The 24,904-nt window shown below is 62.2% G+C and carries 24 protein-coding genes; 16 read left to right on the top strand and 8 right to left on the bottom strand.

What is annotated here, in order from left to right; all coding sequences use genetic code 11:
• Window positions 1-8: 8 nt before the first annotated feature.
• The 3 genes from EIO64_RS08550 to EIO64_RS08560 form a co-directional block, all read right to left on the bottom strand.
• On the bottom strand, window positions 9-2,480 hold the full coding sequence (locus EIO64_RS08550) for an InlB B-repeat-containing protein (protein WP_136891218.1): 2,472 nt from the start codon (window positions 2,478-2,480) through the stop codon (window positions 9-11).
• 30 nt (window positions 2,481-2,510) lie between these two features.
• Window positions 2,511-3,395 (bottom strand): tyrosine-type recombinase/integrase, encoded by an 885-nt coding sequence (locus tag EIO64_RS08555; protein ID WP_158629747.1) that lies wholly within the window; start codon window positions 3,393-3,395, stop codon window positions 2,511-2,513.
• Window positions 3,396-3,698: 303 nt separating this feature from the next.
• Entirely contained in the window at window positions 3,699-4,544 is an 846-nt protein-coding gene (locus EIO64_RS08560) for a tyrosine-type recombinase/integrase (protein ID WP_136891220.1), read from the bottom strand.
• Between the two features lie 197 nt (window positions 4,545-4,741).
• Here EIO64_RS08560 and EIO64_RS08565 point away from each other — a divergent pair, with 197 nt between their 5' ends.
• The 6 genes from EIO64_RS08565 to EIO64_RS08590 all read left to right on the top strand — a co-directional run bounded on the left by EIO64_RS08565 (window position 4,742) and on the right by EIO64_RS08590 (window position 11,787).
• A complete protein-coding gene (locus EIO64_RS08565) occupies window positions 4,742-6,256 on the top strand; it encodes a histidine kinase (RefSeq protein WP_249390900.1) in 1,515 nt (504 codons plus the stop codon).
• A gap of 63 nt (window positions 6,257-6,319) precedes the next feature.
• The gene (locus tag EIO64_RS08570; RefSeq protein ID WP_021750331.1) at window positions 6,320-7,132 is read left to right on the top strand and encodes a response regulator; all 813 of its coding nucleotides are present in this window, start codon (window positions 6,320-6,322) and stop codon (window positions 7,130-7,132) included.
• A 16-nt stretch (window positions 7,133-7,148) separates the two neighbouring features.
• Window positions 7,149-8,657 (top strand): ABC transporter ATP-binding protein, encoded by a 1,509-nt coding sequence (locus EIO64_RS08575; protein WP_119311703.1) that lies wholly within the window; start codon window positions 7,149-7,151, stop codon window positions 8,655-8,657.
• Between the two features lie 15 nt (window positions 8,658-8,672).
• A complete protein-coding gene (locus tag EIO64_RS08580; RefSeq protein ID WP_021750329.1) occupies window positions 8,673-9,731 on the top strand; it encodes an ABC transporter permease in 1,059 nt (352 codons plus the stop codon).
• A gap of 1 nt (window position 9,732) precedes the next feature.
• The gene (locus tag EIO64_RS08585; RefSeq protein ID WP_021750328.1) at window positions 9,733-10,659 is read left to right on the top strand and encodes an ABC transporter permease; all 927 of its coding nucleotides are present in this window, start codon (window positions 9,733-9,735) and stop codon (window positions 10,657-10,659) included.
• Window positions 10,660-10,731: 72 nt separating this feature from the next.
• On the top strand, window positions 10,732-11,787 hold the full coding sequence (locus tag EIO64_RS08590) for a BMP family protein (RefSeq protein WP_021750327.1): 1,056 nt from the start codon (window positions 10,732-10,734) through the stop codon (window positions 11,785-11,787).
• 247 nt (window positions 11,788-12,034) lie between these two features.
• Here the strand turns inward: EIO64_RS08590 and EIO64_RS08595 are convergent, their stop codons facing one another.
• Window positions 12,035-12,700, bottom strand: coding sequence for an MT-A70 family methyltransferase (locus EIO64_RS08595; protein ID WP_021750325.1), 666 nt, complete (start codon window positions 12,698-12,700; stop codon window positions 12,035-12,037).
• Complete coding sequence (locus tag EIO64_RS08600) at window positions 12,675-13,397, bottom strand: BglII/BstYI family type II restriction endonuclease (protein ID WP_021750324.1); 723 nt, start codon at window positions 13,395-13,397, stop codon at window positions 12,675-12,677. The genes EIO64_RS08595 and EIO64_RS08600 overlap by 26 nt, the downstream gene beginning before the upstream one ends.
• Window positions 13,398-13,562: 165 nt before the next feature.
• Between EIO64_RS08600 and EIO64_RS08605 the strand changes: the two genes are divergently transcribed.
• The 6 genes from EIO64_RS08605 to phnE all read left to right on the top strand — a co-directional run bounded on the left by EIO64_RS08605 (window position 13,563) and on the right by phnE (window position 19,102).
• Window positions 13,563-13,919, top strand: a complete 357-nt coding sequence (locus tag EIO64_RS08605) for a response regulator transcription factor (protein WP_136891221.1) — start codon at window positions 13,563-13,565, stop codon at window positions 13,917-13,919.
• Between the two features lie 587 nt (window positions 13,920-14,506).
• Window positions 14,507-15,370, top strand: coding sequence for an EamA family transporter (locus tag EIO64_RS08610; RefSeq protein ID WP_025545424.1), 864 nt, complete (start codon window positions 14,507-14,509; stop codon window positions 15,368-15,370).
• A gap of 384 nt (window positions 15,371-15,754) precedes the next feature.
• Window positions 15,755-16,570, top strand: a complete 816-nt coding sequence (locus EIO64_RS08615) for a PhnD/SsuA/transferrin family substrate-binding protein (protein WP_249390858.1) — start codon at window positions 15,755-15,757, stop codon at window positions 16,568-16,570.
• Window positions 16,549-16,806: a substrate-binding domain-containing protein gene (locus tag EIO64_RS08620; protein WP_249390859.1), complete on the top strand. Its 258-nt coding sequence runs from the start codon at window positions 16,549-16,551 to the stop codon at window positions 16,804-16,806. Before EIO64_RS08615 ends, EIO64_RS08620 begins: the two co-directional genes overlap by 22 nt.
• Window positions 16,807-16,826: 20 nt before the next feature.
• Window positions 16,827-17,573, top strand: a complete 747-nt coding sequence (locus tag EIO64_RS08625) for a phosphonate ABC transporter ATP-binding protein (protein WP_119311706.1) — start codon at window positions 16,827-16,829, stop codon at window positions 17,571-17,573.
• Entirely contained in the window at window positions 17,570-19,102 is a 1,533-nt protein-coding gene (phnE, locus tag EIO64_RS08630; protein WP_119311707.1) for a phosphonate ABC transporter, permease protein PhnE, read from the top strand. The genes EIO64_RS08625 and phnE overlap by 4 nt, the downstream gene beginning before the upstream one ends.
• A 141-nt stretch (window positions 19,103-19,243) precedes the next feature.
• Here the strand turns inward: phnE and EIO64_RS08635 are convergent, their stop codons facing one another.
• Both EIO64_RS08635 and EIO64_RS08640 read right to left on the bottom strand, forming a co-directional pair.
• Entirely contained in the window at window positions 19,244-19,675 is a 432-nt protein-coding gene (locus EIO64_RS08635) for a cupin domain-containing protein (RefSeq protein WP_025545232.1), read from the bottom strand.
• Window positions 19,676-20,047: 372 nt separating this feature from the next.
• Window positions 20,048-20,935 carry a LysR family transcriptional regulator gene (locus EIO64_RS08640; RefSeq protein ID WP_119311708.1) on the bottom strand — a complete coding sequence of 296 codons (888 nt, stop codon included), beginning with the start codon at window positions 20,933-20,935 and terminating at the stop codon, window positions 20,048-20,050.
• Window positions 20,936-21,135: 200 nt separating this feature from the next.
• Between EIO64_RS08640 and EIO64_RS08645 the strand changes: the two genes are divergently transcribed.
• Both EIO64_RS08645 and EIO64_RS08650 read left to right on the top strand, forming a co-directional pair.
• Entirely contained in the window at window positions 21,136-22,236 is a 1,101-nt protein-coding gene (locus tag EIO64_RS08645) for an aldo/keto reductase (RefSeq protein ID WP_136891222.1), read from the top strand.
• Entirely contained in the window at window positions 22,233-22,409 is a 177-nt protein-coding gene (locus EIO64_RS08650; RefSeq protein WP_181446429.1) for a hypothetical protein, read from the top strand. The genes EIO64_RS08645 and EIO64_RS08650 overlap by 4 nt, the downstream gene beginning before the upstream one ends.
• Before the next feature lie 196 nt (window positions 22,410-22,605).
• Here the strand turns inward: EIO64_RS08650 and EIO64_RS08655 are convergent, their stop codons facing one another.
• Window positions 22,606-22,803 carry a ribbon-helix-helix domain-containing protein gene (locus EIO64_RS08655; RefSeq protein ID WP_021750310.1) on the bottom strand — a complete coding sequence of 66 codons (198 nt, stop codon included), beginning with the start codon at window positions 22,801-22,803 and terminating at the stop codon, window positions 22,606-22,608.
• 148 nt (window positions 22,804-22,951) lie between these two features.
• On the opposite strand from EIO64_RS08655, the gene EIO64_RS08660 reads away from it, so the two are divergent.
• Window positions 22,952-23,131, top strand: coding sequence for a hypothetical protein (locus EIO64_RS08660; protein WP_021750309.1), 180 nt, complete (start codon window positions 22,952-22,954; stop codon window positions 23,129-23,131).
• A gap of 276 nt (window positions 23,132-23,407) precedes the next feature.
• Window positions 23,408-24,679, top strand: coding sequence for a tyrosine-type recombinase/integrase (locus EIO64_RS08665; RefSeq protein ID WP_249390860.1), 1,272 nt, complete (start codon window positions 23,408-23,410; stop codon window positions 24,677-24,679).
• The last annotated feature ends 225 nt before the right edge of the window (window positions 24,680-24,904 follow it).

Genomic DNA, 24,904 nt, shown 5'->3' on the forward strand with positions numbered 1-24,904 from the left:
AAATTTTTTTACTTTTTGTTACGCTTACCTATTGACATTTGCGCAACAGCATGATCGGGCATTGTAAATGAACCTCCACTCAGCGCAACATCTTCAGAATACCAGCCGCTGAAGCGGTAATCTGTGACATCCGGCATCTTTGCCAGTTCCACAGTCTCACCGTACTTGCAGGTCTGTTCACCCGGCACTTCCGGCGCACCCGCAGGGACTGTACCTTCATACTCATACGTCACTGTGTACTCGTTCCGGTCGTAGTACAGCTTCAGCACCAGCGTGCCGTCCTCGGCGATGATACCGGAGGAATTCGAACGGCTTTCATTATAAGTGAAGCCTTCGTATTCCTTGATTTCAGCAGTGGCAGTATCTCCGACAGTACCAGAGGGTGTCAATGTATCAGCTGCAACGATCGAGTAGTTATCATCTTTCAAATTCTGCTGATAGTACTCTACCCGATAGCTGGCCGTGGAGGACTTCCACTGGGCGTACAGGGTCACATCGGTGTTTTTGATAGTGATGGCACTCCCCGCCGCATAAGGCGTTCCGGCGCCGTTCTTCTCGGTGTTCCACCCGGTAAACTCATACCCCGGCCGGGTGAACATGTTTTGGAGCACCATGGCCTCGCCGCCGGTGATGTAGTACTTGGGGTCCGTGACCGTACCGTCGGCATCATCGGCGTTGGCAACATACAACACCTGATACGTCTCCACCGGCGCTTCGGGGGACTCCGTCAGCTCCAGAGACTGATTCGGCTTCTCATCCACCATGTAGCCGCTCAGACCGGCCTTGTGTTCGCCCGTGTCATTTGTCACATAGGTATCGGCGTCGCTCCAGCTGCCGTTTACATCGGGCTGGATGGGGAACGTCAGGACCAGCTTGCCGCCGGACCAAGTGACGTTGCCGTTCTCAGTAGTCTTCGTCACCGCATGGTCTGTATAGTCAAAGCCCTCCACAGTGATGGTCTTGCTGTCGGCATTTACCACAGGGGTAACGCCATCAAGCGTCTGCAGAGAATCCCAGGTATATTTGCCGTATTGGTCCTGCCCAGTGACCTTCGCATACTGGACCGTCACCGCATCGGAACTGCCTGTCAGCCCCTCCGGGAAGGTGAAGAAGTCCGACAGCGTGTCGGACAGCACCGTGTTCGCGCCGGCCGCCACCTTGGAGGTGCTCACGTTATCGGCGATGGTGCTGAAAGCGTTTTCCAGCTCCTCGGCATCGTCCGCCGCGAAGTAGTAGTTGCCTTCCGTCACGCGGGTGCCAAGATTGCAAAAATTCCAGCTTGCTTGTCCGAACCGATTTGTTGCCGTGGCATTGGGATAGTTGGAAGACACACCGTTCATGTACTTGTTGAAGTTGTCCCGTATATCATCGGGATCCGCATCCTCAAACATACCGATGGTGTACACGGTCACGCCGTTGTTTTTCAAATCGTGGGCCAGATTGACAGCGGTTGCTGCGACATCGTCATCAAAGTCGTTGCCGTGGTTGGGCTCACCATCGGTAAAGACCACCACGACCTGCTTGGCGTCCTGCCGGGCGCCGGTCAGCGTCGGATCCTCGACCCACCACTCGCCGCCGTCGTGTCTCCACTGTCCGTCCAGGACGTCCTGCGCAAGGGTCAGGCCGTAGTCTACGCTGGTGGCGCCGGCGGGCTCCAGCGCTTCGATTGCGCCGGTCAGCTGCTGAACGCCCGCCGCATCGACGGTGGTAAAGTCCTTGACGATCTGTGTATAGTTGTAGGCATAATAGTCGTCTTGGCGGTCGTTTCCGACGCTGTCCGCGTAGGAGTCATCCGCAAACTTGACAATGCTGATTCGGTGGGTCACGTCATTGTCTGCACCCGCCGCGTTTTCGGCCACTTGATCAATGAAGCCGTTTACAGCGCTCTGCATGGCCTCCATCTTGGAAGTCGTTATCTCTTGGCGCGTGTAAAGAGTACCTGTCCAAAGGTTGGCATTCTGGTTCCTGCTGGTAGTACCGAGCTGATTCCAGTCCCGGTAAACCCCGCTGCCGGTATAATACCCGATGGAATATTGCCGGTTCCCCCAAGAACCATCACTTTCAGCTTCCACTTCGTAGTAGTTGCCGTCATCATCGCGGAAATAATACGTCGTCCACCGAGACCCGTTGATGTCGCTATACGACCATCTCTGTTCATCAGTGGGGGTATATTCCCACGTGCTCTCTCCCAGGTCATCATCCATCGACCCGGAGACATCCAGCACCAGCACAATATCCAGCGGTGTGGTCTTGCTTCCCTTGGTCACCTCGTTGGTGACATAGGCCTCCAGGGTCAGGGAATAATTTCCGTCCTCATCATAGTTGACCGTCTTGTCCACCACGACGCCGTCGTTGCTCTCTGTGTGGACCCGGTCGCTCCCGTTGCCGCCGCCAGGGTCTTCTGCCGCCAAGGCAGCAGTGGGAACCATTGTCAGCATCATACAGAGGACCAGAAATGCTGACAAGATCCGTTTCTTCATCACTTCTCCTCCTTTTATATTTCAGTGATCTTATATGTAAACATCCTTATGGATGGAATGACCGGTTCCCTCCGCCCACCCGGCGGCCAGCTGCTCCGTGTCCAGCATCCGCTCGTAGGACTGCTCCGCCAACAGGCGCACGCCGCGCTCCACCTCCGCCCGGGTAGCCAGATACAGCTTCCGCAGGCACCGGGGCGTTCCCTTTTCCTCCTCTACCCGGGCGTCATGACACAGGGTCTGGATCTCCTCCGTCACCTGGGTCCGGCTCATGCCTTTCCCGTTCCGGGTGCAGAACACCGGCCCCGCCGTCAGGCCCTGCCGCCGGGCGTAGTCCAGCAGCTCCCCCTGCAGACAGGCGGGCAACGGGACGTATCGCCGCTCCCTGCCGGTACGGACCGGCAGGCGCCCGGCCCGCACCCGCTCAACGGTCACCTGAGGCAGCTCCCCCACCCGGATGCCCGCCAGGGCGAATATTTTCACCAGCAGGTAGGTCCGCTCCTTTTCCAGTATCCTGGCAGCCTGCAGCAGCCGCAGATACTCCACCCGGCTCAGTTCCGGCTGGAGGCCCTTGTCCGCCTCCAGCTGCCCCACCAACTGCAGGTCCCGCCGCCCCATGTACTCCATCAGCCCGTTGGCGGCAGACAGGTGGGTATTCACGGTGCTGGGGGAATACCCTGCCTCCAGCAGGAATGCTCGCCAAGCAGCCAGCGTTCCCCGGGAGATCTGCTTGTCCGGGGGCAGGTAGTCATAGAGGGCCCGCAGCTTGGCACTGTACATCTGCACCGTGCCCTTGCGGCGTCCCCTGCCGGACAGGTCCGCCAGATAAGCCCGGATGGTCTCCATGCTGAGCTCGGCGCCGGGCCAGTCCGGTGTGCGGTGTGTCTCCCGCGGCTTCAGAGCCTCTGGACTCCTCATCTCCCCGCCTCCTGTCAACAGAATCGCCATTTCCTCCTGTAAGGGACCGAAACAGGGCCTGCAGACCAGGGGCAAATGTGCGCAAAAAAGCCCGCGCAGCCTGCGCGGGCTCAAAAATGGCGCAAAGACAGCAGCCGGACAAAATTCGACGCTTTTCCGGCCATTTTATGCTGCCCAAATCGGTAAAAGCTCTTGCGGCTGGCGGTGCTTTGTGCTAGAATTTGGTTACTGTTAAAATCAATTATGTATGTCTAGTTATTTTTTTGCAGCCATCCGCATCGGAATGGCGATTCTGTCCTATTTCTAACAGATCAGCCCCAGCCGTGCCAGAGTCCCGGCGTGCTCGGTGCCCGTGGAGATCAGGTAAATCCGGGTCGTCTCAATACTGGAGTGGCCCAGAACGTCCGCCAGCCTGGCCACGTCCCGGCAGACACGGTAGAACGTCTTGGCGAACAGGTGCCGCAGATTGTGGGGAAACACCTTGCTAGGTGCCACGCCCGCCTTGTCGCACAGCGCTTTCATCTCCGCCCAGATCTGCCGGCGGGAGATGCCTTTTTCGTTTCTAGTGAGAAAAATCTCGCCGGAAGCGATTTTTTGTTTCCTGGCGTATTTGAGGAGCTTGCGGCAGAGCTTGCCCGGCAGCAGGATGGTCCGGATCTTGCCCTTCAAGGAGATTTCGGCCCTTCCCCGGTACACGGCCTCCACGGTGACATAGCGCACCTCGGACACCCGGATTCCGGTGCCGCAAATGGTTTCCAGCAGCAGCGCCAGCCGTTCCCGGCCCTGGGTGCGGGCGGTCTCCAGCAGGCGGAGGTACTCCGGCCTCGTCAGCTCCCGGCTGTCGTCCCGGAACAGCCGCCGCTGGATGCGCAGGGGCTTCACCCGAAACGCCGGCCAGCCCAGAAATACAAGGAACCGGTTGACCGCCGCCAGCTTGACGTTGATGGTGGCCGGCGCCAGCTTCGCCTCCAGCAAGGCGGCCTTCCAGGCCCCCGCCGCCGCCTTGGACGCCGCCCGGCCGTCCAGCCAGGCGGTAAAATCCGCCGCATCCCGCAGGTATTTCTCGATGGTGGCGGGGCTCTTTTCCTCCCACACCAGGCGCTGCCTGAACGCCTGGAGCTGTTCTCCTGTGATGGTATAGTCTTGCACTGCATATCGCCTCCCGTACAATTATCCTCTATATTTTACCTTCCGGCCGGCTGTCTATGTATCCAATGGATTTTGCGCGGCAGAACACTGCTCTGACACCGACGGATAGGCCCCGGCCCTCTGCTTGCATTGCGGGCCGATTTGACGTATTCTTTAATAAAAAAGGCAGGTGCCAAAAAAAGGGAGGGATCGCCTTGGTGCGGACCGCAAAGCGGACGCCTCTGATTCACGCCGGACGGGCTTTTGTACTGGCCCTGGCGGCCGGACTGGTGCTTGTTGGCTGCATGGAGTGGAGCCGCCGGAACCAGGAGCGGGACCGCATGGGCTATGTCGCCAGCGCCATCGGGGCGGAGACGTATGAGTTTATGCTCTCCGAGATGAGCAAAACCCGCGTTCTGGAGGCCTATCTCATCCAGACCAGCGGGGACTATTCGGACTTCGGCAGGGTCGCCCATGTCCTGCTGCGGGAGGACTATGTGCGAAACGTCCTCTTCGCGCCGGACGGGATCGTGGACGGTGTCTTTCCCCTGGAGGGAAACGAGGATGTCGTCGGGCTGAACATGTACGGGGACGGGGCCGGCAATCTGGAGGCTCAAGCTGCCATCGAAAAAGAGGCGCTGTATATCGCCGGCCCCTTCCAGCTGATCCAGGGCGGCCTGGGCATCGCCGGGCGGCTGCCGGTCTTTCTGACGGACGAACAGGGCCAGCGGTATTTCTGGGGCATTGTCTCCGTGACGCTGGACTTTCCGGCCGCCCTGTCCGGAAGCTCCGTGGAGCGGGTAAATGCCCAGGGCTTCGCCTGCCAAATTTGGCGCATCAATCCGGACGACGGACAGAAACAGGTGATTCTCGAGACGGCGGACCCGCTGCCGGAGGGTGTGCGGACTGTGGACCACGCGCAGGAGCTGTTCAACTCTGTCTGGACCGTCTCCCTGGCGCCCCTGCGGCCCTGGTATCTCCAGATCAGCCTGTGGCTGGGGGTGGCGGTGAGCCTGCTGGTGGCGTTGCTGGCTGCGGCGGGCGTCTACTACGCGGGCCGGCTGCGGCAGCTGCAGCTGGAAAAATCCCAGCGGGCCATCCAGCAGCTGCAGGAGCAGCTGGAGCGGGAACAGGGCAATATGCTGCTGAACCAGATCCGCTCCCACTTCTTTTACCACACCCTCAACGCTCTGCAGGCCCTGATCGTCCTGAAGCCGGAGGCGGCCTACAAAATGGCCGGAGACTTCGCCCGCTACCTGCGGTTCACACTGGACTCCGTCACTGCCGACGGCGGGATCGGCTCCTTCCGGGAGGAGATCCGGGCGGTCCGGGCCTATGCGGATATCAACCAGCAGCAGCTGGGGGACCGGCTGCACATGGTCTACGAGATTCCCGACGTGGACTTTCCCATCCCCCTGCTGACCATCCAACCCATTGTGGAGAATGCCATCCTCCACGGCATCAAGCCCAAGGTGGGCGGCGGAACCGTCTCTTTGAAGCTGGAAGAGCTGCCGGACCACTGGCAGGTCACGGTGACGGACGACGGCGTGGGCTTCGGCCTGGAAGCTGTCCGAGAGAAGGGCTCCATCGGGCTGGAGAATGTGCGGCGGCGCATAGCCCGCTTCCCCGGCAGCGAGCTGCGGATCACCAGCACAGTGGGCATGGGCACACAGGCTGTCCTGACTTATGGAAAGCGGGGGAAAAACATGGAAAATCTTTCAAAATCGACCTGAAAGCGTACGGTTTCCGTACGCTCCATCTGGTACAATAGAAACATGAGACAGGGGTGACCGCGATTGAAAACCATTCTGGTGGACGACATGCTGCTGGATCTGCAGCTCTTCGAGTTGAAATGTGCGGACATGCCTGATTTTGAAATTGTGGGGAAATTCACCGATCCCAACGCGGCCATTGAGTACGCCGCCGGCCATGTGGTGGATTTTGCCCTGCTGGACATCGACATGCCGGGGATGGACGGCATCCATCTGGCCCAGGCCCTGCGGCGGCTGCGGAGCGACATCATCATCGTCTTCGCCACGGCCCACCCGAAGTTTGCGGTGGAGGCGCTGAAGATGAAGGCGGACTACATCATCTTCAAGCCCTTTGACCGGGAGGACATCGCCGATGTGATGGAGCGGGCCAAGCTGCTGCGCCGCCGCCAGTGCAAGCGCATCCATTTCCACACCTTCGGGGCCTTCGACATGCTGGTGGACGGCGAGCCGGTGCACTTCCGCTCCGGCAAGGCCAAGGAGCTGATGGCCCTGTGCGTGTATCGGGACGGGCGGCCGGTGTCCATTCACGAGATCGTGGAAAACCTATGGGGAGAGAACGCCGACGGCACCGGCTACCGCCGCACCATCAAGGAGCTGGCAGACACCCTGCGGGACTATGGCGCGGAGGAGATGTTCCTGCGCAGCCGGGGGAGCCTGCGGGTGCGGATGGACCTGGCGGACTCGGATTTTCAGGCATTCATGAGCGGCGATGAGGACGCCATCTGCCAGTTTCAGGGGGTGTTCATGCAGCAGTATTCCTGGGCGGAGCCCATGGTCTGCACGCTGCAGGAGAAAAAGGAGCTGATGCTTGCCCGCATGGGGAAGCACCGCATGTAAGGAGGGGGCTGAAACTTTGGATGAGTTACTGAGAATGGAGCACGTCAGCAAACGCTTCGGCGATTTCTACGCCAACAGGGACATCAACCTGTCCGTCCGCAAGGGCGAGGTACATACCCTGTTAGGGGAGAACGGCGCGGGAAAGAGCACGCTGATGAACGTCCTCATCGGGCTGTACCAGCCCACAGAGGGAAAGATCTTCCTGAATGGGAAGGAGGTCCGCATCGACTCTCCCGCCCAGGCGGTGAAGCTGGGCATCGGTATGGTGCATCAGCACTTCATGCTGGTGGAGGCCATGACGGTGTTCGAGAACATCATCCTGGGGGACCGGAACACCAAGGGCATTTTCATCGACAAGGAGGCCCGGAAGAAGGAAATCCTGGATCTGGCGGAGCGCTATGGTCTGGACGTGGAGCTGGACCGGCCCATCACGGAGATTGCCGTGGGCGCCCAGCAGCGGGTGGAAATCCTGAAAACCCTGTATCGGGGCGCGGAGCTGCTGATTCTGGACGAGCCCACCGCCGCCCTGACAGACATCGAGGTAGAGGGACTGTTCCAGATCATCCATAAGCTGACGGAGGAGGGCAAAAGCGTCATCTTCATCAGCCACAAGATGCGGGAGGTGCTGCAGATCTCCGACCGTATCACCATTCTGCGCACCGGCGAGGTCATCACCACCCTGGATCGCTCCGAGACCGACGGCCAGGAGCTGGCCAACCTGATGATCGGCCGGGAGCTGGCCCCCTCCCACTACGGCAAGGTGGAGGAGCCGGGCGATCCCGTCATCCAGATGCGGAGCGTGGACTACCACAAAGAATCCAAGCACGCAGGGCTCAGCGGCGTCTCCCTGACCGTGGGCCGGGGCGAGATCGTGGGCATTGCCGGCGTGGACGGCAACGGCCAGAGCCAGCTGGCCCAGGTGGTCACCGGCGTGCTGACGCCGGACGGCGGTGAGGTGGACATGAAGGGCTCCAAGGTGGCTCAGTTCACCCCCAACGGCTTTATTCTGGAAAATGTATCCCACATCCCGGAGGACCGGAACAAGATGGGCCTCATCGGCAATATGTCCGTGAAGGACAATATCGTGCTCAAGGCCACGGACTCTCCGGAGTTCTCCAGTGCCAAGGGCTACTTTCTGAAGAAAAAGGCCATCCGGGACTACGCCCTGAAGATGCAGGAGAAGTACGACATCCGCTGCACCTCTGTGGAGCAGGAGACGCGGAACCTCTCCGGCGGCAACCAGCAGAAGGTGATCCTGGCCCGGGAGCTGGAGGGCAGCCCGGACCTGCTGGTGGCCGTCCACCCCACCCGGGGCCTGGATATCGGCGCTACCCGCTTCGTCCACGACACCATGATCGAGGCCCGGGACAAGGGCTGCGGCGTATTGCTGATCTCCGCGGACTTCGACGAAATCCTGGAGGTTTCCGACCGCATTGTGGTGATGTTCGAGGGGCAGATCATGGGCGTGTTCTCCGGCAAAAATCCTCCCATTGAGGAGATCAGCCTGGCCATGGCCGGGAAATAAGGAGGGGGAGAACGCATGAAAAACAGCGGAAAACTCGTCAGTTTCCTGGTACCCATCATCTCCATCCTGCTGGCCTTCGTCATCGGGTGCATCATCATGGCCGTGCTGGGTGCCAATCCCTTTGTGGCGCTGGAGTCCCTTTGGATCGGTGCCTTCGGCAGCCTGCGGAACGTAGGCACCACCCTGGCCCGCTCCACGCCGCTGATCTTCACCAGCCTGTGCGCCTGCTTTGCATACCGCTGCGGCGTGTTCAACCTGGGTGGTGAGGGCCAGTTCCTGATGGGCTCCATCGTCTGCTGCTACATTGCCACCCAGAGCGGGATCGAAGGACTGCCCGCCATTCTCCTGTGTCTGGTGGGCGGCGCCGTGGCTGGCGGCCTCTGGTCCCTGATTTCCGGCCTGCTGAAGGTCTACCGTGGCCAGAATGAAATGATTATCACCATCATGCTGAACTATGTGGCCACGCTGTTCATGGGCGTGGTATATACCGACTGGCTGCGGGACGGCAGCGTTCCGCAGACGCAGGCCGTGCCGGAGGCCACTCAGCTCAGCCGCCTCTTCGGCCTGCGGGTCACCTCCGCCTTCGTCATCGCCCTGGCGGTGGGACTGCTGGTGTACTATTTCCTGTTCTACACCTCCAAGGGCTTCCAGCTGCGGGCCGTGGGCCTGAACATGACGGCGGCGGAGTTCAACGGCTTCGCGGTGAAGAAGTACATCCTGATGAGCTTTATCGTCTCCGGCGCCATCGCCGGCCTGGGCGGTAGCGCCGAGCTGCTGGGGACCCAGTTCCGGCTCATCAACGGCTTCGGCAACGGCTACGGATTCGACGGCGTGGCCATGGCCCTGATCGGTCAGCTGCATCCTCTGGCGACCATTGTGGTGGCCATCTTCTTCGCAGCTCTGCGGGTGGGCTCTACCACCATGCAGGCGGCCACCGGCGTGCCCACCAGCGTATCCGACATCATCCAGGCCCTGGTGATCGTGTTCACCGTGGCGGGTCTGGCCATGGTGAAGCTGCCCGGATTCAAGGCGTTCCTGGGAAGGCTGACGGAGAGACGGAAGGAGGCGGCCTGATATGGAATTTGTCATGAACATCATCCTCTCCAGCGTCCGCATGGCCACGCCCCTGATCTTTCTGGCGCTGGCGGAGCTGTACTCCCAGCGGGCGGGCCTGGTCCACATCGGACTGGAGGGCCTGGCCTCTATCGGCTCTCTGGTGGGCTTTCTGGTAAGCCTCATCACCGGCAGCCCCATGCTGGGCGTGCTGGCTGGCGCGGCGGTGGGCATTCTGGTGAACATGATCTTCGCCTACGCTACCGTCACCCTCTGCGCGGAGCAGATCGTCTACGGTATGGCCATCAACATCTTCGCCCCGGCCCTGGCGGCCTTCATCTACCGGGTCTACTTCGGCGCCGGGTCCGAGCTGGTGCAGGTGGGTCTGATGAACACGCTGTCCTCCTCCCTGGGCATCACCTCCGACAACTTCCTGGTCCGCCTCCTGCTGGACCAGACGCCCATGGTGTACCTGGCTTACGGCCTGGTGATCTTCACGGTTATCTACTTCAACCGTACCAAGTCCGGCCTGAACTACAAGGCCGTGGGCGAGTATCCCAAGGCGGCGGCAACTCTGGGCATCAACGTCATTGGCGTGAAGTACGCCGCCTGCGTCATCTGCGGCGCCCTGGCCGGCATCGGCGGTGCCTATCTCACCACCTGCTACGCCAACACCTACGTGGACGGCAACGTGGCGGGCCGGGGCTTCATCGCCCTGGCGGCGGTGATCTTCGGCCGGTGGAGCGGTGCCGGCGTGCTGCTGGCGTGCCTGTTCTTCGGCTTCTGCGACGCGCTGCAGATCCGGCTGCAGGTGGGCAGCTTCGGCGTGCCCTATCAGTTCTTCCAGATGATCCCCTACATCGCCACCGTGGTGGTATTGGCCGGCATCGGCATGAAGAAGGCCGGCCCCAAGAGCTCCGGCAAGCCCTATCTCAAGGAGGAGCGCTGAGGATAATCGCCGCCCACGCGGCTGTTATCAATAGAAGGCATCCACATTTATGAAGAATTGGGAGGAAAGAACATGAAAAAATTATTGGCTCTGCTTCTCACCCTGGTCATGTGCCTGTCGCTGGCGGCGTGCGGCGGCTCCGGTACCGACACCTCCGGCACTGACACGTCCAGCGGAGAAACCGGCGAAGACTCCGGCGACAGCAGCTACCGGGTGGCCATGATCTGCGACTCCAGCATCTCCGACGGCGGGTGGGGCATGTCCTGCTACAACGCCATGGTGGATGCCGCCGCAGAGCGCGGCTGGGCCACGGAGGTCTCCGACAGCATCGCCCAGTCTGCCTACTATGACACCATCATCTCCTATTGTGACCTGGGCTATGACCTGATCTACGCCCCTGGCAACCAGTACACCGACGCCGTCCTTCAGGCGGCGGAGGAGTTCCCCGATGTGGCCTTCGCCCTGCTGAACGGCGGCGAGGACACTCCCGCCAAAGCCGTCAACGGCAATGTGACCTCCCTGCTGCCCAATGCCCAGCAGGTGGGCTGGATCGCCGGTGCCCTGGCCGGTCTTATGACCAAGAGCGGCACGGTGGCCTTCATTGGCGCCATGGAACTGGATACCACCCTGGGCAAGTATAACGGATTCAAGGAAGCCGCCGCCTATGTGGGACAGCAGGAGGGCAAAACCGTCTCCACTCTGGATGTGGTCTACTCCGGCGACTTTTCCGCCGCCGACAAGGGCATTGAGTTTGCCAAGGCCATGATCGACCAGGGCGCTGATGTGTTCTTTGGCGACGCCTCCGCTGTGGACTCCGGCGCACGGCAGGCCATTGACGAAGCCAATGCCGCCAGCGGCTCCGTGAGCATCTATGACATCGCCCAGCCCTCCGATCTGTTGGGCCAGAACGAGTGCATCATCGGCAGCCAGGTGACGGACAATGCCTCCCTTGTGGGCCTGTGCATGGAGGCTGTGGAGGATGGCTCCTTCGGCGGCGAGGTCATCTACGGCACCCTGCAGAACGGTGCCTTGTCCGCGGGTGCCCTCAGCGACCTGGTGCCCGCCGATGTTCAGGAGAAGTATCAGGGCTACCTGGACCAGATGGTGGACGGCAGCTTTATGCAGTAAGATTTATACCCGCAAACCACTGCGGCTCCATCCAGATGCCTGGATGGAGCCGCTTTCCCCCCTGCCCGGGAAACTTCTGCCCAACGGTAGAACGGGGCCTGCAGTGCCGGGCATTGGATGGCGGGCAGCCGCTCCCCTCCTCCCTGGCCCGCAGACGCAAAACGGCCGTGCGATCAAAAATCGCACGGCCGTTTTTCCGATATTCTGCCCCACAGGAACGGCGCGGTCCGCCCTGTTCTTCGGGTCATCAGGAGCGGGAAGCTCTCTCCTCCCGGCAGTCTTCCGGTTTTTTCGTGTGGTTTTTATAGGTATTCCATGTGGGTTCATATTCCGCTGTGGCCTGATTGCCCCACATGGCCCAGCCCTCCCGGTCCCCGCGGGCAAACAGCTCAAGAAACGGCCCTGGAGAGCATCGCTCGATCAGGGGGATGAATTCGTCCGGTTTTCTGGAGTGCTCCCGCTTCTGTGCCCGCAGCAGGTTCACCTGGGACCTGGCCGGGGGCAGCGTCCTGTTCCCGCCGCCCCTGACACCAAAGAGCAGAATTTCCGTCACATTCCGGAAGTAGAACCCCACACCCCGGCCGTCCGGTTCTCCGTCCTTGCGAACCTTCTCCCAGATGATATTGCCCTTGTACTCGAATCCCCAGGCCTTCATGACCGCAAGGCCGTCGGGAAGCAGGGCATTGGGTACCCACAGATACAGATGGCTCTTCTCCGCCGCCACCTGTGCCACCGGCAGCGCCATGATGTCTTCCAGCTCCATGGTCTCGTAGCGATTCAGCCGCTTGTGCTCAGGCGCTACCTTCCCGGTCCGATTCTGGAACCTCCAGGGAGGGTCGGCATATATGGTGGCGTATTTTTGATCGCCGCAGAAACGCAGCAGATTTTCAGATGTTTCCTGGATTGTGCTCATCGATGTACCCTTCCTCCCAATCTGTGATGCACGGTTTCCTGATGCCTACTGCCAGAATGGGGCATCCGCCGTTCCTGCGGGAATCCAAGCGATAGGTCAATTTCCCCATCCAGGTGGTGCTGGCCCCGTACTTCCGCAGAATGGGTTTCCACTGGCGGGTCTTTCCGTCATAGTCGTAAATGGTTTTGAAGATGTCGTTCAGCTCGGCAGAGCGCGTAATGATGATCCCTGCACTGACAAGGTCGCAGTCATAATACGTCCGCATGGCCAGCAGGTCCCGGTCGAACGTCTGATCTTTGCTGTTCCACTCCAGATCGAAGGCGATCCGGTTTTTCAGAAAGTCGATATTATGTCCGTCGATATACCCGGGTATGACCTTTTCCTCAAACGGCTCCTGGGAAAAGCGTCCCCGCTGTTCGGCCTGCCGCGGATAGAACTTGATGTGGAGGTCGCCGGAAATGCGGATCTCGCGCCATCCGCGGGGATACAGCACATCATCAAACTTTTTGGGGATCTTGGTCTCGTTTCCGCCGGACTCCCGAAGATCGTCCGTAGTGATGCGCAGCTGACGCAGGCAGTCCACAATCTCGCTCCACTCCGCCGGAAATGCCTGTGTGATAATCTCAAGCGCGTGATTATAGCTGTAAAATTCAAACTTCTCTAAAAGGTCGGGCGCAATATACTCTCTCAAGTCCAAGGCGGCTGTCCTCCTGTGTTTTAGATATTATAACATCTTTTCCTCCCGTTTTCACCACCATTTTTTGAATGCGCCATAATTTTCAGGGGGTGCCTCTTTTTTACGTTTCACCAATCCGGGTCCCGCAGCCCCCGCCGGGCAGCAAAAATTTCGGAAAGAGGACACATGTTAACAGAGCGCAGCCAGTTGGGTGCTGTGGCAGGATGGTACATTTCCCCAGAGAGTTTTCAGAAGGGGTACGACCCAGGCATTGACGACTATATGGTGAAGCCCGGCGACTTCAGCGGGCTGCTCATGCGGGTGCGGGCACTGCTGCGCCGGGCCAATATTGAGGCCAGCCGGAAGCTGTCCGTGGACGGACTTCTTCTGTATGCCGACGCGCTGACGGCCTCTCTTGCTGGAGCGGAGATCCCCGTGACCATCCGGGAATTCAACATCCTGTACGAGCTGCTGTCCTGCCCCAACCGCACCTTCCCGCTACGGGCACAGGCGGAAGTTCTGTGGCAGCGGCAGACACACTGAACCCGCCGTCCCGTCACGTCCCCTGCGTCAATTCGCAAAGGCCATAGCCGGAAGTCCCGCCTCTCCGCTGCCGCAGCGCAAGAGGCACCCGGATGGCTCCCCGGTGCAGAGTCCGCACACTTGATTGAAAATGGATGCGCGGGCGGCAAATATTGTGGTATAATATCCATACTGAGATCGCTGGTGGCCGCCGGGCCGCGGCCGCTCCTTTCTCCGGCCGCGGCCCCCGCCCTGTCAGGGCTTTTACGGGCAAACGTCCAGCTTCCCGGCGCACCGCAGTGTGCAGGGCTGGAGATCACAGCAGGTACGGCAGCCTCCGCCGCCCCCCGTCCGGCCCTCCCCCGATATTTTTGAAAACGGTGCAAACGATCAGGACCGTGTCGACTGCCGGAGCCTACCGGAGGGCGGCCGCCTGCTCTTGTCCGGCGGCGGCGCAACGCGCCGGAGGGAGCTCCGCCCTGGCTGCCTGCACCACCGCCGGAACGGCGTGAAGCACGGATGTGCCATCCGGGGGCACGGCGTCTCCGCAGGGGGCGGCATCGAGGGCGCACTGTCCAAGGGGCAGTCATCAGAAAAGAGGAATGCGTATGTGGATTCTCTTCGCGGCTGGATCCGCGCTTTTCGCCGGTGTGACGGCCATTCTGGCCAAGTGCGGCATCCGGAAGACCGACTCCACCGTGGCCACCGCCATCCGCACCCTTGTGGTGCTGGTTTTTGCGTGGACCATGGTGTTTGTCGTGGGCTCCCAGGGGGAGATCCGGAACATCGGCCCCACAACGCTCCTCTTTCTGTTGCTGTCCGGCCTGGCTACCGGAGCCTCCTGGCTGTGCTACTTCAAGGCCCTCCAGCTGGGTGACATCAACAAGGTGGTGCCCATCGACAAATCCAGCACCGTGCTCACCATCCTGCTGGCCTTTTTTCTGCTGGGGGAGCCCATCGGCCTGCCTCAGGGGATCGGGGTGGTGCTGATCGGCACAGGCACCTTCCTGATGCTGGAGAAAAGGTCCCCCGCCGCCGGCTGTGCACCCCAGTGCGGGAGCTGGATGCTCTACGCCTTCGGCTCGGCGGTGTTTGCCAGTCTCACCGCGATCCTGGGCAAAGCCGGCATTCAGGGCGTGGAGTCCAACCTGGGCACCGCCATCCGCACCGGTGTGGTGTTGGTGATGGCCTGGCTCATGGTGCTGGTGACAGGCAAGGCCGGTGCGGTGCGGCAGGTGCCCCGGCGGGAGTTGGCGTTCATCTGCCTGTCCGGCGTGGCCACCGGGGCCTCCTGGCTGTGCTATTACCGGGCGCTTCAGAGCGGCCCCGCCAGCGTGGTGGTGCCCATCGACAAGTTGAGCATTTTGGTCACAGTGGCCTTTTCCCGGCTGGTGTTTCGGGAGAGGCTCACATCTCGCTCCGCCGCAGGTCTTGCCCTCATTGTGGCCGGGACGCTGGCCATGCTGTTCTGACCGCCGGAGCCATCCCCCTCCAGCGGGGTTCTCTTCGCGCCCACCCGATGCCGGACAGGTGTTCCTTTCGGCGGGCCGCCAGCTGGCGGCCGGGGGAAAATTTCCACTCTTGTTTTTTTCTGTACAGCGTGCTATACTGGCCGAGGTTTAAGGAATGCGGCGAAAGGGGGAGCTCCCTGGCGCCACGCTCACATAGATGACAAGAACCAGATTGCGAGGGAGCCTGTGTTCCAGGCTGAGAGGGTCCCAGTAAGGGCCGACCGCACCCGGCTTCCCAGGCGGAAGCGGGGGCATCAGCATCTGCGTGAAGGTCTGAACGGGTATGTGCTGATGAGGCGCGTGCCCGTTTTGTTTTGCGCAGAAAATTAAACTGGAGGGATTCCCATGAAAAAGAAGATTTCCGCACTTTTGTTGAGCCTGGCGCTGTGCGCCGGACTCCTGGCCGGCTGCGGCACCGGGGAGACGGCGGAGGCTCCGTCCGACACCGATGTACAGCAGGTGGACTCTCTGAAAATCGCATTTTCTCCCTATGCGGACGCCGACCTCATCTCCGAGTCCACGGAGCCGCTGGAGGAGCTGCTGAAGGCAAAGCTGCTGGAAAAGGGCTACGACGTGGGCGAGATCGACATGACCGTGGGCACCAGCTACACCGCCGTGGGCGAGGCCCTCAGCGCGGGCAGCGCGGACCTGGGCTTCATCTCCGGCGGCAACTATGTGCTCTTCTCCGACGACTGCGATGTGCTGCTGACCGCCCTGCGCTATGCCATCAACAAGGACTCTGAGAACCCCGCCGACTGGAACGACGGCACCATCGAGGAGAACACAGAGGACATGAGCACTTACTACCGCTGTATCCTGCTGGCCGGTCCCAGCGAGAAGGGCCAGGAGCTGCTCTCCAAGGTCAACGCCGGGGAGGAGCTGACCTGGGACGACCTGAACAGCGCCACCTGGGCGGTGCTGAATCCCACCTCCGCCTCCGGGTACATCTATCCCTCCCTGTGGCTGCAGGAGCACTACGGTAAGGGGATCAGCGATCTGGACAATGTGGTGGAGTGCGACTCCCACACCACCTCCGTGGCCCGGCTGGCTGCCGGTCAGGTGGATGTGATGGTGTCCTACGGCCACATCCGCATCAAGAACGCCCCCATCTGGGAATCCGATTTCGGCGGCACAGCCCCATGGTGGAGCAGACCGGCGTGATCGGTGTGACGGACGGCATCTACAACGACATGATCGCGTACAGCAAGACCTCTGACACCATGGCGGACGAAGCCTTCCGGCAGGCAGTGGGCGAGTCCTTCATCGAGCTGGCCCAGACCGAGGAGGGCCAGGAGATCTTCGGCGTATTCAGCCAGGTGGGCTACGACTGGGGTAGCGACTCCGACTATGACGGAGAGCGGGCGGCCCAGGCGCTTTTGAAATCTATGGAAGCGTGACCATCTTCAGGAGGGATTTCATGCTGCAGGCGATCCATATCCGCAAACAATTTCAGCGTTCCGGCGAGGTGCTGCGGGATGTCAGCTTCACCCTGGGCGACGGCGAGTTTCTCTCGGTCATCGGCCCGTCCGGCGCCGGGAAAACCACCCTGTTCCGCATCCTGAATGGAACGGAGCTGTGCAGCGGCGGTGAAGTCCTCTATGGCGGGACGCACTTTGAAGCCGCCCGAGGCCGGGAAAAGCGGGCGCTCCAGCAGGGGATCGGCACCATCTATCAGGATTTCTGCCTGGTGGAGAACCTGTCCGCCATCCAGAACGTGCTGAACGCCTGCCTGCCGGACATGTCCCTGGCCGCCTCCCTGCTGGGGGCGTTCGGACGGGAGCGGTCCGAACAGGCCGCCGCGATCCTGCGAGAGGTCGGGCTGGCGGACAAGCTGGAGGAGCCGGTGAAAAACCTCTCCGGCGGGCAGAAGCAGCGGGTGGCCATCGCCCGCGCCCTGATGCGGAACCCCTCCATCCTGCTGGCGGACGAGCCGGTGGCGTCCCTGGACCCCGTCACCGGGCGGCAAATCCTGTGCCTGCTCCGGGACATTCAGCGCCAACGCGGTGTCAGCATCCTGATGAACAGCCACAATCTGGACCTGTCCCTGGAGTTCTCCACCCATATCGTCGGCATGAACCGGGGACGCGTTGTCTTTGACGGCGCCCCCGGGGATGTGACGGAGGCCGTCCTGCGGGATATTTACGGCGAGGCGGCGGCCGTATGAAACAAAGACGTATCCGCTGCCTCGCTGCGGCCGCTTTTGTGCTGCTGTTCCTGGGAGCCGCCTGGTTCACCGGATGCGACCTGTCCCTGATGTGGAGCCGGCGCGACCACCTGACGGACATCGCCGCAAAGATGTTTCCGCCGGACTGGGGATTCCTCGGGAAGGTCCTGCCCCTGCTGTGGGCCACGATCCAGATGTCCATTACCGGGACGTTTCTGGGCGCGGTGCTGTCCATCCCGGCCGCCATGGCCTGCGCCGCCGCCCTGCCGGGACCCGGCCCGGTCAAGAAGGCGGTCCGCTTCTGCATCCAGGTGCTCCGCTCCTTCCCGGCCCTGATCCTGGCCCTGCTGGCCACATTCTTTCTGGGCATCGGCTCCTTTGCCGGAACGGCCGCCATCACGGTCTACACCTTTGCCATCATGACCCGCCTGACCTATGAGGACATCGAGAGCGCGCCCCAGGGTCCCTATCTGGCCCTGCGGGCTATGGGCGCCGCCTCAGCCCAGGCGTTCTTCCGCTCCACCTTACCGGAGATCCTGCCGGCCTATCTCACCAACGCCCTCTATCTGCTGGAGGGCAATGTGCGGCACAGCGCCATCCTGGGCTATGTGGGCGCAGGCGGAATCGGCCTGCTGCTCAATGAAAAGGTCTCCTGGCGGGAGTACGACAAGGTGGGGACGATCCTGCTGCTCCTCTTCGCCGTGGTCTATCTCATGGAGCATCTCAGCACATGGCTCACCCGTCTGGTGCAGCAGGAGCGGACCCTGGGCCGGCAGGGGCGCCGGCTGCTGGCGGGCGCGGCGGCCGCGCTGGTATTGTTCTGCACGGTCACGCTTCCGCCGCCCGACCTGTCCCGCACAAGCATGCAGATGGTGAAGACGCTCTTCACCGGCCTCCTGCATCCGAACTGGGAGCTGTTTTTCCGCCTGGACAGCAGCGGACTTGCCTATCTCCTGCTGGAGACCGTCGCCATCGCGCTGGTGGGGACCTGCGTCGGCGCCGTCTTTTCCGTTCCTCTGGCGTTTCTCGGCAGCAGCCGCTTTTTCCCGGCCCCCGCCGCCTGGCTGTTCCGGACACTGGTGACCGCCATCCGGTCCGTTCCCTTCCTGATCTATGGACTGATCTTCATCCGCGTCTGCGGCCCCGGCTCCTTTACCGGAGTGCTGACCCTGGCAGTGTGCAGCGTGGGACTTCTCTGCAAGCGCTTCACAGAGGCCATCGACACCTTGGATTTTCGGGCGTATCACGCTCTGGAGGCCATGGGGACGCCGAAGCTGTCCTGCGTCCGCCACGCGGCTCTGCCGCAGCTGGTGCCTCAGTTCTTCTCCGCCTGGCTCTATCGGTTTGACGTCAATATCCGCGAGGCCTCCGCCCTTGGCCTGGCCGGTGCGGGCGGAATCGGCGCGCCGCTGATCCTGGCCCTGAACCAATACGCCTGGCATGATGTCAGCACTCTGGCGCTGGGCATGATCGCCTTGTCCTGGCTGGTGGATCTGGTCTCCGCTTTCTGCCGCCGCAGGGACGCCTGAGGCCGATGCCCGCCAGCAGCCGGATCCGGTGCAGCCCCCCGTTCCGCCCCGGCGGGAAGGATTCCGGCGGAGCTGCTGCAAAGCAAGACACGGACAGTCTTTGGACTGTCCGTGCCTTGCGATTCCCCGGCCGGGGGCCGCTCAGAGTGCTTCGTATTCCGCGTCGCTCACCGGCTCGCACCACTCGTTGGAGCAGGCCTCACCGGGCATCTCGACGGCGATGTGGCTGAACCAGCTGTCCCGCTTGGCGCCGTGCCAGTGCTTGACCTCCGCCGGGATGACGATGACTCTGCCGGGCTCCAGGCTGACCGCCTCTTTGCCCTCCTCCTGGTACCAACCCTCGCCGGCGGTGCAGATCAGCAGCTGCCCGCCGCCCTCGGAGGCGTGGTGGATATGCCAGTTGTTCCGGCACCCGGGCTCGAAGGTGACGTTGGCCAGAAACAGCCCGTCCTCCGGGCGGGTCAGGGGATTGAGATAGGACCGGCCGGCAAAGTACCGGGCAAAAGCGTCGTTGGGCGCGCCCAGGCCAAACACGTTCTGTTCCTCAAATGCAGCCTTGTCCATGATCTTCATGCAACATACCTCCCAATGCTTTCTTATGAATGCGGGGCAGACCGCCGCCCCGGTGTGGATGTTCTGCCGCCAGCGTGTCTCCTGCCGCTCACGGGTGTGAATATCCGCCAGCGCGGCGGCCCGTATCTCCACCAGTAGCCGCAGCCGCATATAGCCCCCCGTCTCCTCTCCGGTGAAGCCGATGTCCCGAAGCGTCAGGATCAGGTTCAGCCGCTCCGGGTCGCGGCCTGCCCGACCTCAGGACCTCCATGGAGATCTGATCGCACTCGCTGGCCTCCTGGATCGTCATCGCCCGCACCTCAGGGCAGAAAGTGGAGACGTCCCCGCAGGGACGCCTCCATTCTAAATCTGGAACTTCGCCTTGTCCAATGCCTATACCGGATGGTCTGATATTCCGCCGACGTATTTCTCGGCAAATCGCAGCAGGGCAGCAGCGGTGGCAGAAAGGACCTCGGTCTTCTTCCAGGCCAGAACCGTGCCCGACTCCAGCGGCGGAGAGAGGGGTACGAACCGCAGCCCGTCATAGGCGCAATCCAGCCGGATCACCAGATAGATCCCCAGCCCCTCCCGGGCCAGCTGGGTCTGGTTGTAAGGCAGGTTGCCGCTGGCCGCCACCTGGATCCGGTCTGCGTAAGGGCCGAACCAGCGGATCATTTCCCGGCGCATCAGCTCCCGGGTGGTCAGGATCAGGGGGCTGTCCGCCAGGTCCCCGGGCGTCACCGCCTCCCGCCGGGCCAGGGGCGAATCCTCCGGCACCAGGACGCCCCAGGATTCCCGGACGGGCAGCCGGAGGATCTGGTAGCGGCTGGTGTCCACCGGCTCCAGCAGAAGTCCCATGTCCAGGAGTCCCTGCTCGATCCGCTCCTTGATCCCGTCGGAGTCTCCGCTGTAAATCTCATACTGGACCCGGGGATGCTGGCGGTGAAAGGCAGCCAGGAGCTTTGCCAGATACGTCATGCTCCGCAGGTCGCCGCTTCCGATGGAGATCCGGCCTGTGACCTCCTCCGCCGGTCGGAGCTCCCGGGCCGTCTTCTCCGCCAGCTCTACGATCTCCTGAGCCCGGCGGCGCAGCAGCATCCCGGCCTCCGTCAGAACGATGTGGTGCTGGCTGCGGCGGAACAGCTTGACTCCCAGCTCCTCCTCCAGCTGCATCAGCTGGCGGGACAGGGTGGGCTGCGTCAGATGGAGCAGCGCCGCCGCCCGGGTGATGTTCTCCTCCCGGGCCACAGTCAAAAAATACTTCAGCGTCCGAAATTCCACCGGGCCGCACCTCCTCTTCTCCCCTACCATATCATGGCCGCAGTGGGGCCGCAAGTGTGATATGTGTGAAATGTATGTCTCAGCATAGAAAACATGTATTCGCTATTTCTCATTTCAGGCGGTATAATAGGGTCATGTGAGGCGCGGCGTCCGGACTCCGGCTGCCGCAGAGCTGCAACAGGAAAGGATGGTTTCGACCTATGGAATACCGTGTCAACCGCCGCACCGGGGACCGGATCAGCGTCCTGGGCGTGGGCACCAGCGGCCTCCCCGCCGCCGGGGCGAAAGAGGGTGCCGCCACGCTGGAGATGGCCCTGGAGCAGGGGATCAACTACTTCGACCTGGCCACTGCCGACTCCGCCTGCTTCCCCATCTTCGGCGCCGCCCTTGCGGGTGTGCGCAGGCAGGTGCTCTACCAGGTCCACTTCGGCGCCAATTACGCCGCCGGTAAACCTTACAGCTGGACCACGGATCTGGAGACCGTCAAGCGGTCGGTAGCGTGGCAGCTGGAGCAGCTGCGGACGGACTACATCGACTACGGCTTCATCCACTGTATGGACGAGTCCGGCGACTGGCGCCGGTATGTGGACAACGGCGTTCTTCAGTTTCTGGAGGCGCTGAAAGCCCAGGGCGTCGTCCGCCACATCGGCCTCTCCACCCATACGCCGGCCCTGGCCCGGGAGGTGCTGGACACCGGCCTGGCGGACATGATGATGTTCAGCATCAACCCCAGCTACGACTATCAGCACGGCGAGTATGCCAACGGCAGCGCCACGGAGCGGATGGCCCTTTACCGCCGGTGCGAGGCGGAGGGCGTGGGCATCTCCGTGATGAAGGCCTTTGCCGGCGGACAGCTGCTGGATGCTCGTACCTCTCCCTTCGGTCAGGCCCTGACGGAATATCAATGCATCCAGTACGCCCTGGACAAGCCCGGCGTCCTGACGGTGCTGCCCGGTGTCCGAGACCGGGCGGATCTGGAACGGGTCCTGGGCTTTCTGCGGGCTGGGGAGGCGGAGCGGGACTACTCCGTCATCAGCTCCCTCACCCCCAGAGACGCGGAGGGCGCCTGCGTCTACTGCAACCACTGCCAGCCCTGCCCCGCCGGCCTGGACGTGGGCCTCATCAACAAGTATTATGACTTGGCCCGTGCGGGGGATGCCTTGGCGGCAGAGCACTACCGGAGCCTGTCTCTGGGTGCGGATGCCTGCATCAGCTGCGGCCACTGTGACCGCCGGTGCCCCTTCCATGTATCCCAGTCGGCGCGGATGCGGGAGATCGCATCCTACTTCCGGCAGGCGTGAGGGCCCTGGCCGTTCCTTGCACCTTTGCCGGCTACATCAATGAGTGGCTGACTGCTGACATCCCCACCGTCCTCCGCTCCGCCACCGCCCTGGTGCCCCTGAAGATGGAGACGCCCGTCCCCTTCACCGGCACCTGGACGGATGCGGAGGCCTGTCTGAAGGAATTCTACTGAGTGCCCTTCACGTATCCATCTCCCAAAATCACCAAGACGGCTGCCAACCCGGCAGCCGTCTTTTTTTCGTTGATTCCCGCCTCCCCCGGAGGTGCGCCGGAATCAGAACTGTTTCAGTTATCTCCGATAGGATAGGGCGGGGGTGCGCGCTCCCGTTTTCACGGGTGTCCCCGCGGCCGGAGCCGCCGGCGGACGGTCAGTCGTCACGTGCCTCGTCCGCCGGCTTCTCCCGCGGGGTCTGCTGTTCCTTTTTCAGGGATTCCAGTCCCAGCCGGATCAATTCCACGGTCGCCTCCGAACGGGTCTGGAACCGGCGCTCAAAGCGGAAATCCTCGATCTGCTGAAACAGCTCATTGTCCACGGATACCGTGTAACGCGGTCTGTCTGTTGCCATCCTTATCACCTCTGGCCCTATTATACACGAGTGAACCACCGGTGTAAAGAGAGCCGCAGCCCCCTTGACTTCGGTTCAGTGAACCACTATAATAACTTTAATAGGTTCACCAATTCACTTAACCACTATATGGAAAGGAGCTGCGTACATGAACAGAGATCAAAAACGGTTTACCATCTCCGTGACGCCGGAGCTGGCGGCGGAACTGACCGCGGTAAAGCAGAGCAGCTACCCCGGCGTCCCCCGGGACGCGATGTTCCGGGACCTAATCATCCGGGGCCTTGCGGCGTGGGAGAAGCAGTCCGGCAAGAATAGCCAGCCCGTGTGACGGGTGGGGTGCCGGGCCCCATCGAAGCTCCTTCGGCTCTCCCGGCAAACGGCGGCAGACAGAAACAGACAGAAACACGGTGAAAGTCAGAGGCGGCAGGTACGCCCGGTGCGGGCACCCGTGGGCAGCTGCCCGCACCCGCCATCCCATGGAGACAGCAGAACAATTCTGGGCGTTCCTGACCGGGAGCGTCCAAAGCGGTGCAGGGTTCAGTCCGTATGTCATACGGTCGTAACCCGCCGTTCATCGCTCCCCCTGACCGGGAGGAGACGGAACGTGAGCAAAGTAACCATGAGACGGCCGGATGCCCGGGCCATGGCCCAGCTTCTGGCGGAGCAGACGCAGACGGCGGCGGGGCTGATCCTCCGCCTGGCCTGGCGGCAGGGGCTGACCCGGGAGGAGATCCAGCGCCTCACTTGGAACGATGTGGACTTTTCTGCCCATCAGCTCCGGCTGCCGGACCGGACCATCCCGCTGGAGACGGAGACCGAGGACTGCCTGCGCCGGCAGGCGGAGCGCCCCGACCCGCCTACTCCCTTCGTGGTGGTCTCGGACCGCCGCAGGCAGCAGATGCCGCCGGAGTCCATTTCCCGCCTGGCCAGAAAAACTCTGGACCGGGCGGGGCTGGGCGGCATCAGCCTGATGGATCTGCGGCACGACTTCATCATCCGCCATCTGGAATCCCACGACTGGCCCTATGTGGCCCGGATCAGCGGCATCGCCGTCCCCACTCTGTATGCCGTTTTCTCCGACTATCTGCCGGAGGGACGGCAGAAGGACTCCCTCCCTCGGCAGGAGGTGGACGGTTTTTTGATGTGGAAGCTGCTCCAGGCGGAGGGCAGCTCCCCGGTGGGGCTTGCCCTTTGGATGGGTTGGAAGCTGGGGATGCAGGTCCGGGAGATGACAGCCCTGACCTGGGACCAGGTGGATCTGGACCGGGGTCTGGTGCGGCTGCCGGACCGGGACCTGGCCCTGGGCGTCACCCTGCGGCGCCTGCTGCGGGCGGCGGCGGGACGCCGGCGGCCGGGTGAGGACCCGCACGTGCTGCTGACGCCCAACTCCCGGCGGCCCTTGGACCAGCCCCGGCTGTCCAAGATGGTGCGGACCGCCCTGATCCGGGGCGGGATGGAGCACATCAGCCTGGGAGATCTCTGCCGGGAGGAGCGCCGGGAGAACGAGGACGCCCGGCTGCTGGCCTACGCCGCCGAAAAAGGCACCATCTCCCGGTCGGAGGCCATGTCGCTGCTCGGCCTGTCCAAGGTGGCGGCCTACGAGCGTCTCCGGCAGCTGGCTGAGCGGGGAAAGCTGGTGCGGGTCGGCGGCAAATACTACCCCGCCGGCCAGGTGGTGCCGCCGGAGGAGCAGTATGACGTCATCCGTACATTTCTGGAGCAGTCCGGTCCGGCCTACCGGCAGGATCTGGCGGCGCTCCTGCACGTCGGCGACAGACAGTGTGCCCTGATCCTCAAGCACATGGTGGAGGACGGGCGCCTGGTGCAGGCCGGGCAGCGGTACGCCCTTCCCATTCGTGAGGAGGTTCTGCTGTGAACGGCGCAAAAGGAGAGCGGCCCTCAGGGGCCGCTCTCTTTTTTGGCCCGCGCCGCGGCCGGAGCAGAAATCGCGTCCGTGTTATGATGGCGTGACATGGCTGTCCATGCGATTTGTGCGCCGTTTTTCAATTGGATTAAAAGGTTTGCGAAACGCTGGACACCGGCAGTTTTTTCCCGTAAATTGGCCTTGCGAACGGCGGAAGCGCCCCGCATCCGGCTCTGC

Origin of the sequence: Dysosmobacter welbionis (assembly GCF_005121165.3) — a bacterium.
Classification (GTDB): domain Bacteria; phylum Bacillota; class Clostridia; order Oscillospirales; family Oscillospiraceae; genus Oscillibacter; species Oscillibacter welbionis.

Bases quoted from the DNA above. Each gene is read 5' to 3' on its own strand.
- EIO64_RS08580 (WP_021750329.1), top strand. From the start codon at position 8,673: ATGAAAAACAGCGGAAAACTCGTCAGTTTCCTGGTACCCATCATCTCC.
- EIO64_RS08595 (WP_021750325.1), bottom strand. From the start codon at position 12,700: ATGAGCACAATCCAGGAAACATCTGAAAATCTGCTGCGTTTCTGCGGC.
- EIO64_RS08655 (WP_021750310.1), bottom strand. From the start codon at position 22,803: ATGGCAACAGACAGACCGCGTTACACGGTATCCGTGGACAATGAGCTG.
- EIO64_RS08635 (WP_025545232.1), bottom strand. From the start codon at position 19,675: ATGAAGATCATGGACAAGGCTGCATTTGAGGAACAGAACGTGTTTGGC.
- EIO64_RS08620 (WP_249390859.1), top strand. From the start codon at position 16,549: ATGGTGGAGCAGACCGGCGTGATCGGTGTGACGGACGGCATCTACAAC.
- EIO64_RS08645 (WP_136891222.1), top strand. From the start codon at position 21,136: ATGGAATACCGTGTCAACCGCCGCACCGGGGACCGGATCAGCGTCCTG.
- EIO64_RS08555 (WP_158629747.1), bottom strand. From the start codon at position 3,395: ATGAGGAGTCCAGAGGCTCTGAAGCCGCGGGAGACACACCGCACACCG.
- EIO64_RS08585 (WP_021750328.1), top strand. From the start codon at position 9,733: ATGGAATTTGTCATGAACATCATCCTCTCCAGCGTCCGCATGGCCACG.
- EIO64_RS08625 (WP_119311706.1), top strand. From the start codon at position 16,827: ATGCTGCAGGCGATCCATATCCGCAAACAATTTCAGCGTTCCGGCGAG.
- phnE (WP_119311707.1), top strand. From the start codon at position 17,570: ATGAAACAAAGACGTATCCGCTGCCTCGCTGCGGCCGCTTTTGTGCTG.
- EIO64_RS08660 (WP_021750309.1), top strand. From the start codon at position 22,952: ATGAACAGAGATCAAAAACGGTTTACCATCTCCGTGACGCCGGAGCTG.
- EIO64_RS08550 (WP_136891218.1), bottom strand. From the start codon at position 2,480: ATGAAGAAACGGATCTTGTCAGCATTTCTGGTCCTCTGTATGATGCTG.
- EIO64_RS08605 (WP_136891221.1), top strand. From the start codon at position 13,563: ATGTTAACAGAGCGCAGCCAGTTGGGTGCTGTGGCAGGATGGTACATT.
- EIO64_RS08590 (WP_021750327.1), top strand. From the start codon at position 10,732: ATGAAAAAATTATTGGCTCTGCTTCTCACCCTGGTCATGTGCCTGTCG.
- EIO64_RS08610 (WP_025545424.1), top strand. From the start codon at position 14,507: ATGTGGATTCTCTTCGCGGCTGGATCCGCGCTTTTCGCCGGTGTGACG.
- EIO64_RS08615 (WP_249390858.1), top strand. From the start codon at position 15,755: ATGAAAAAGAAGATTTCCGCACTTTTGTTGAGCCTGGCGCTGTGCGCC.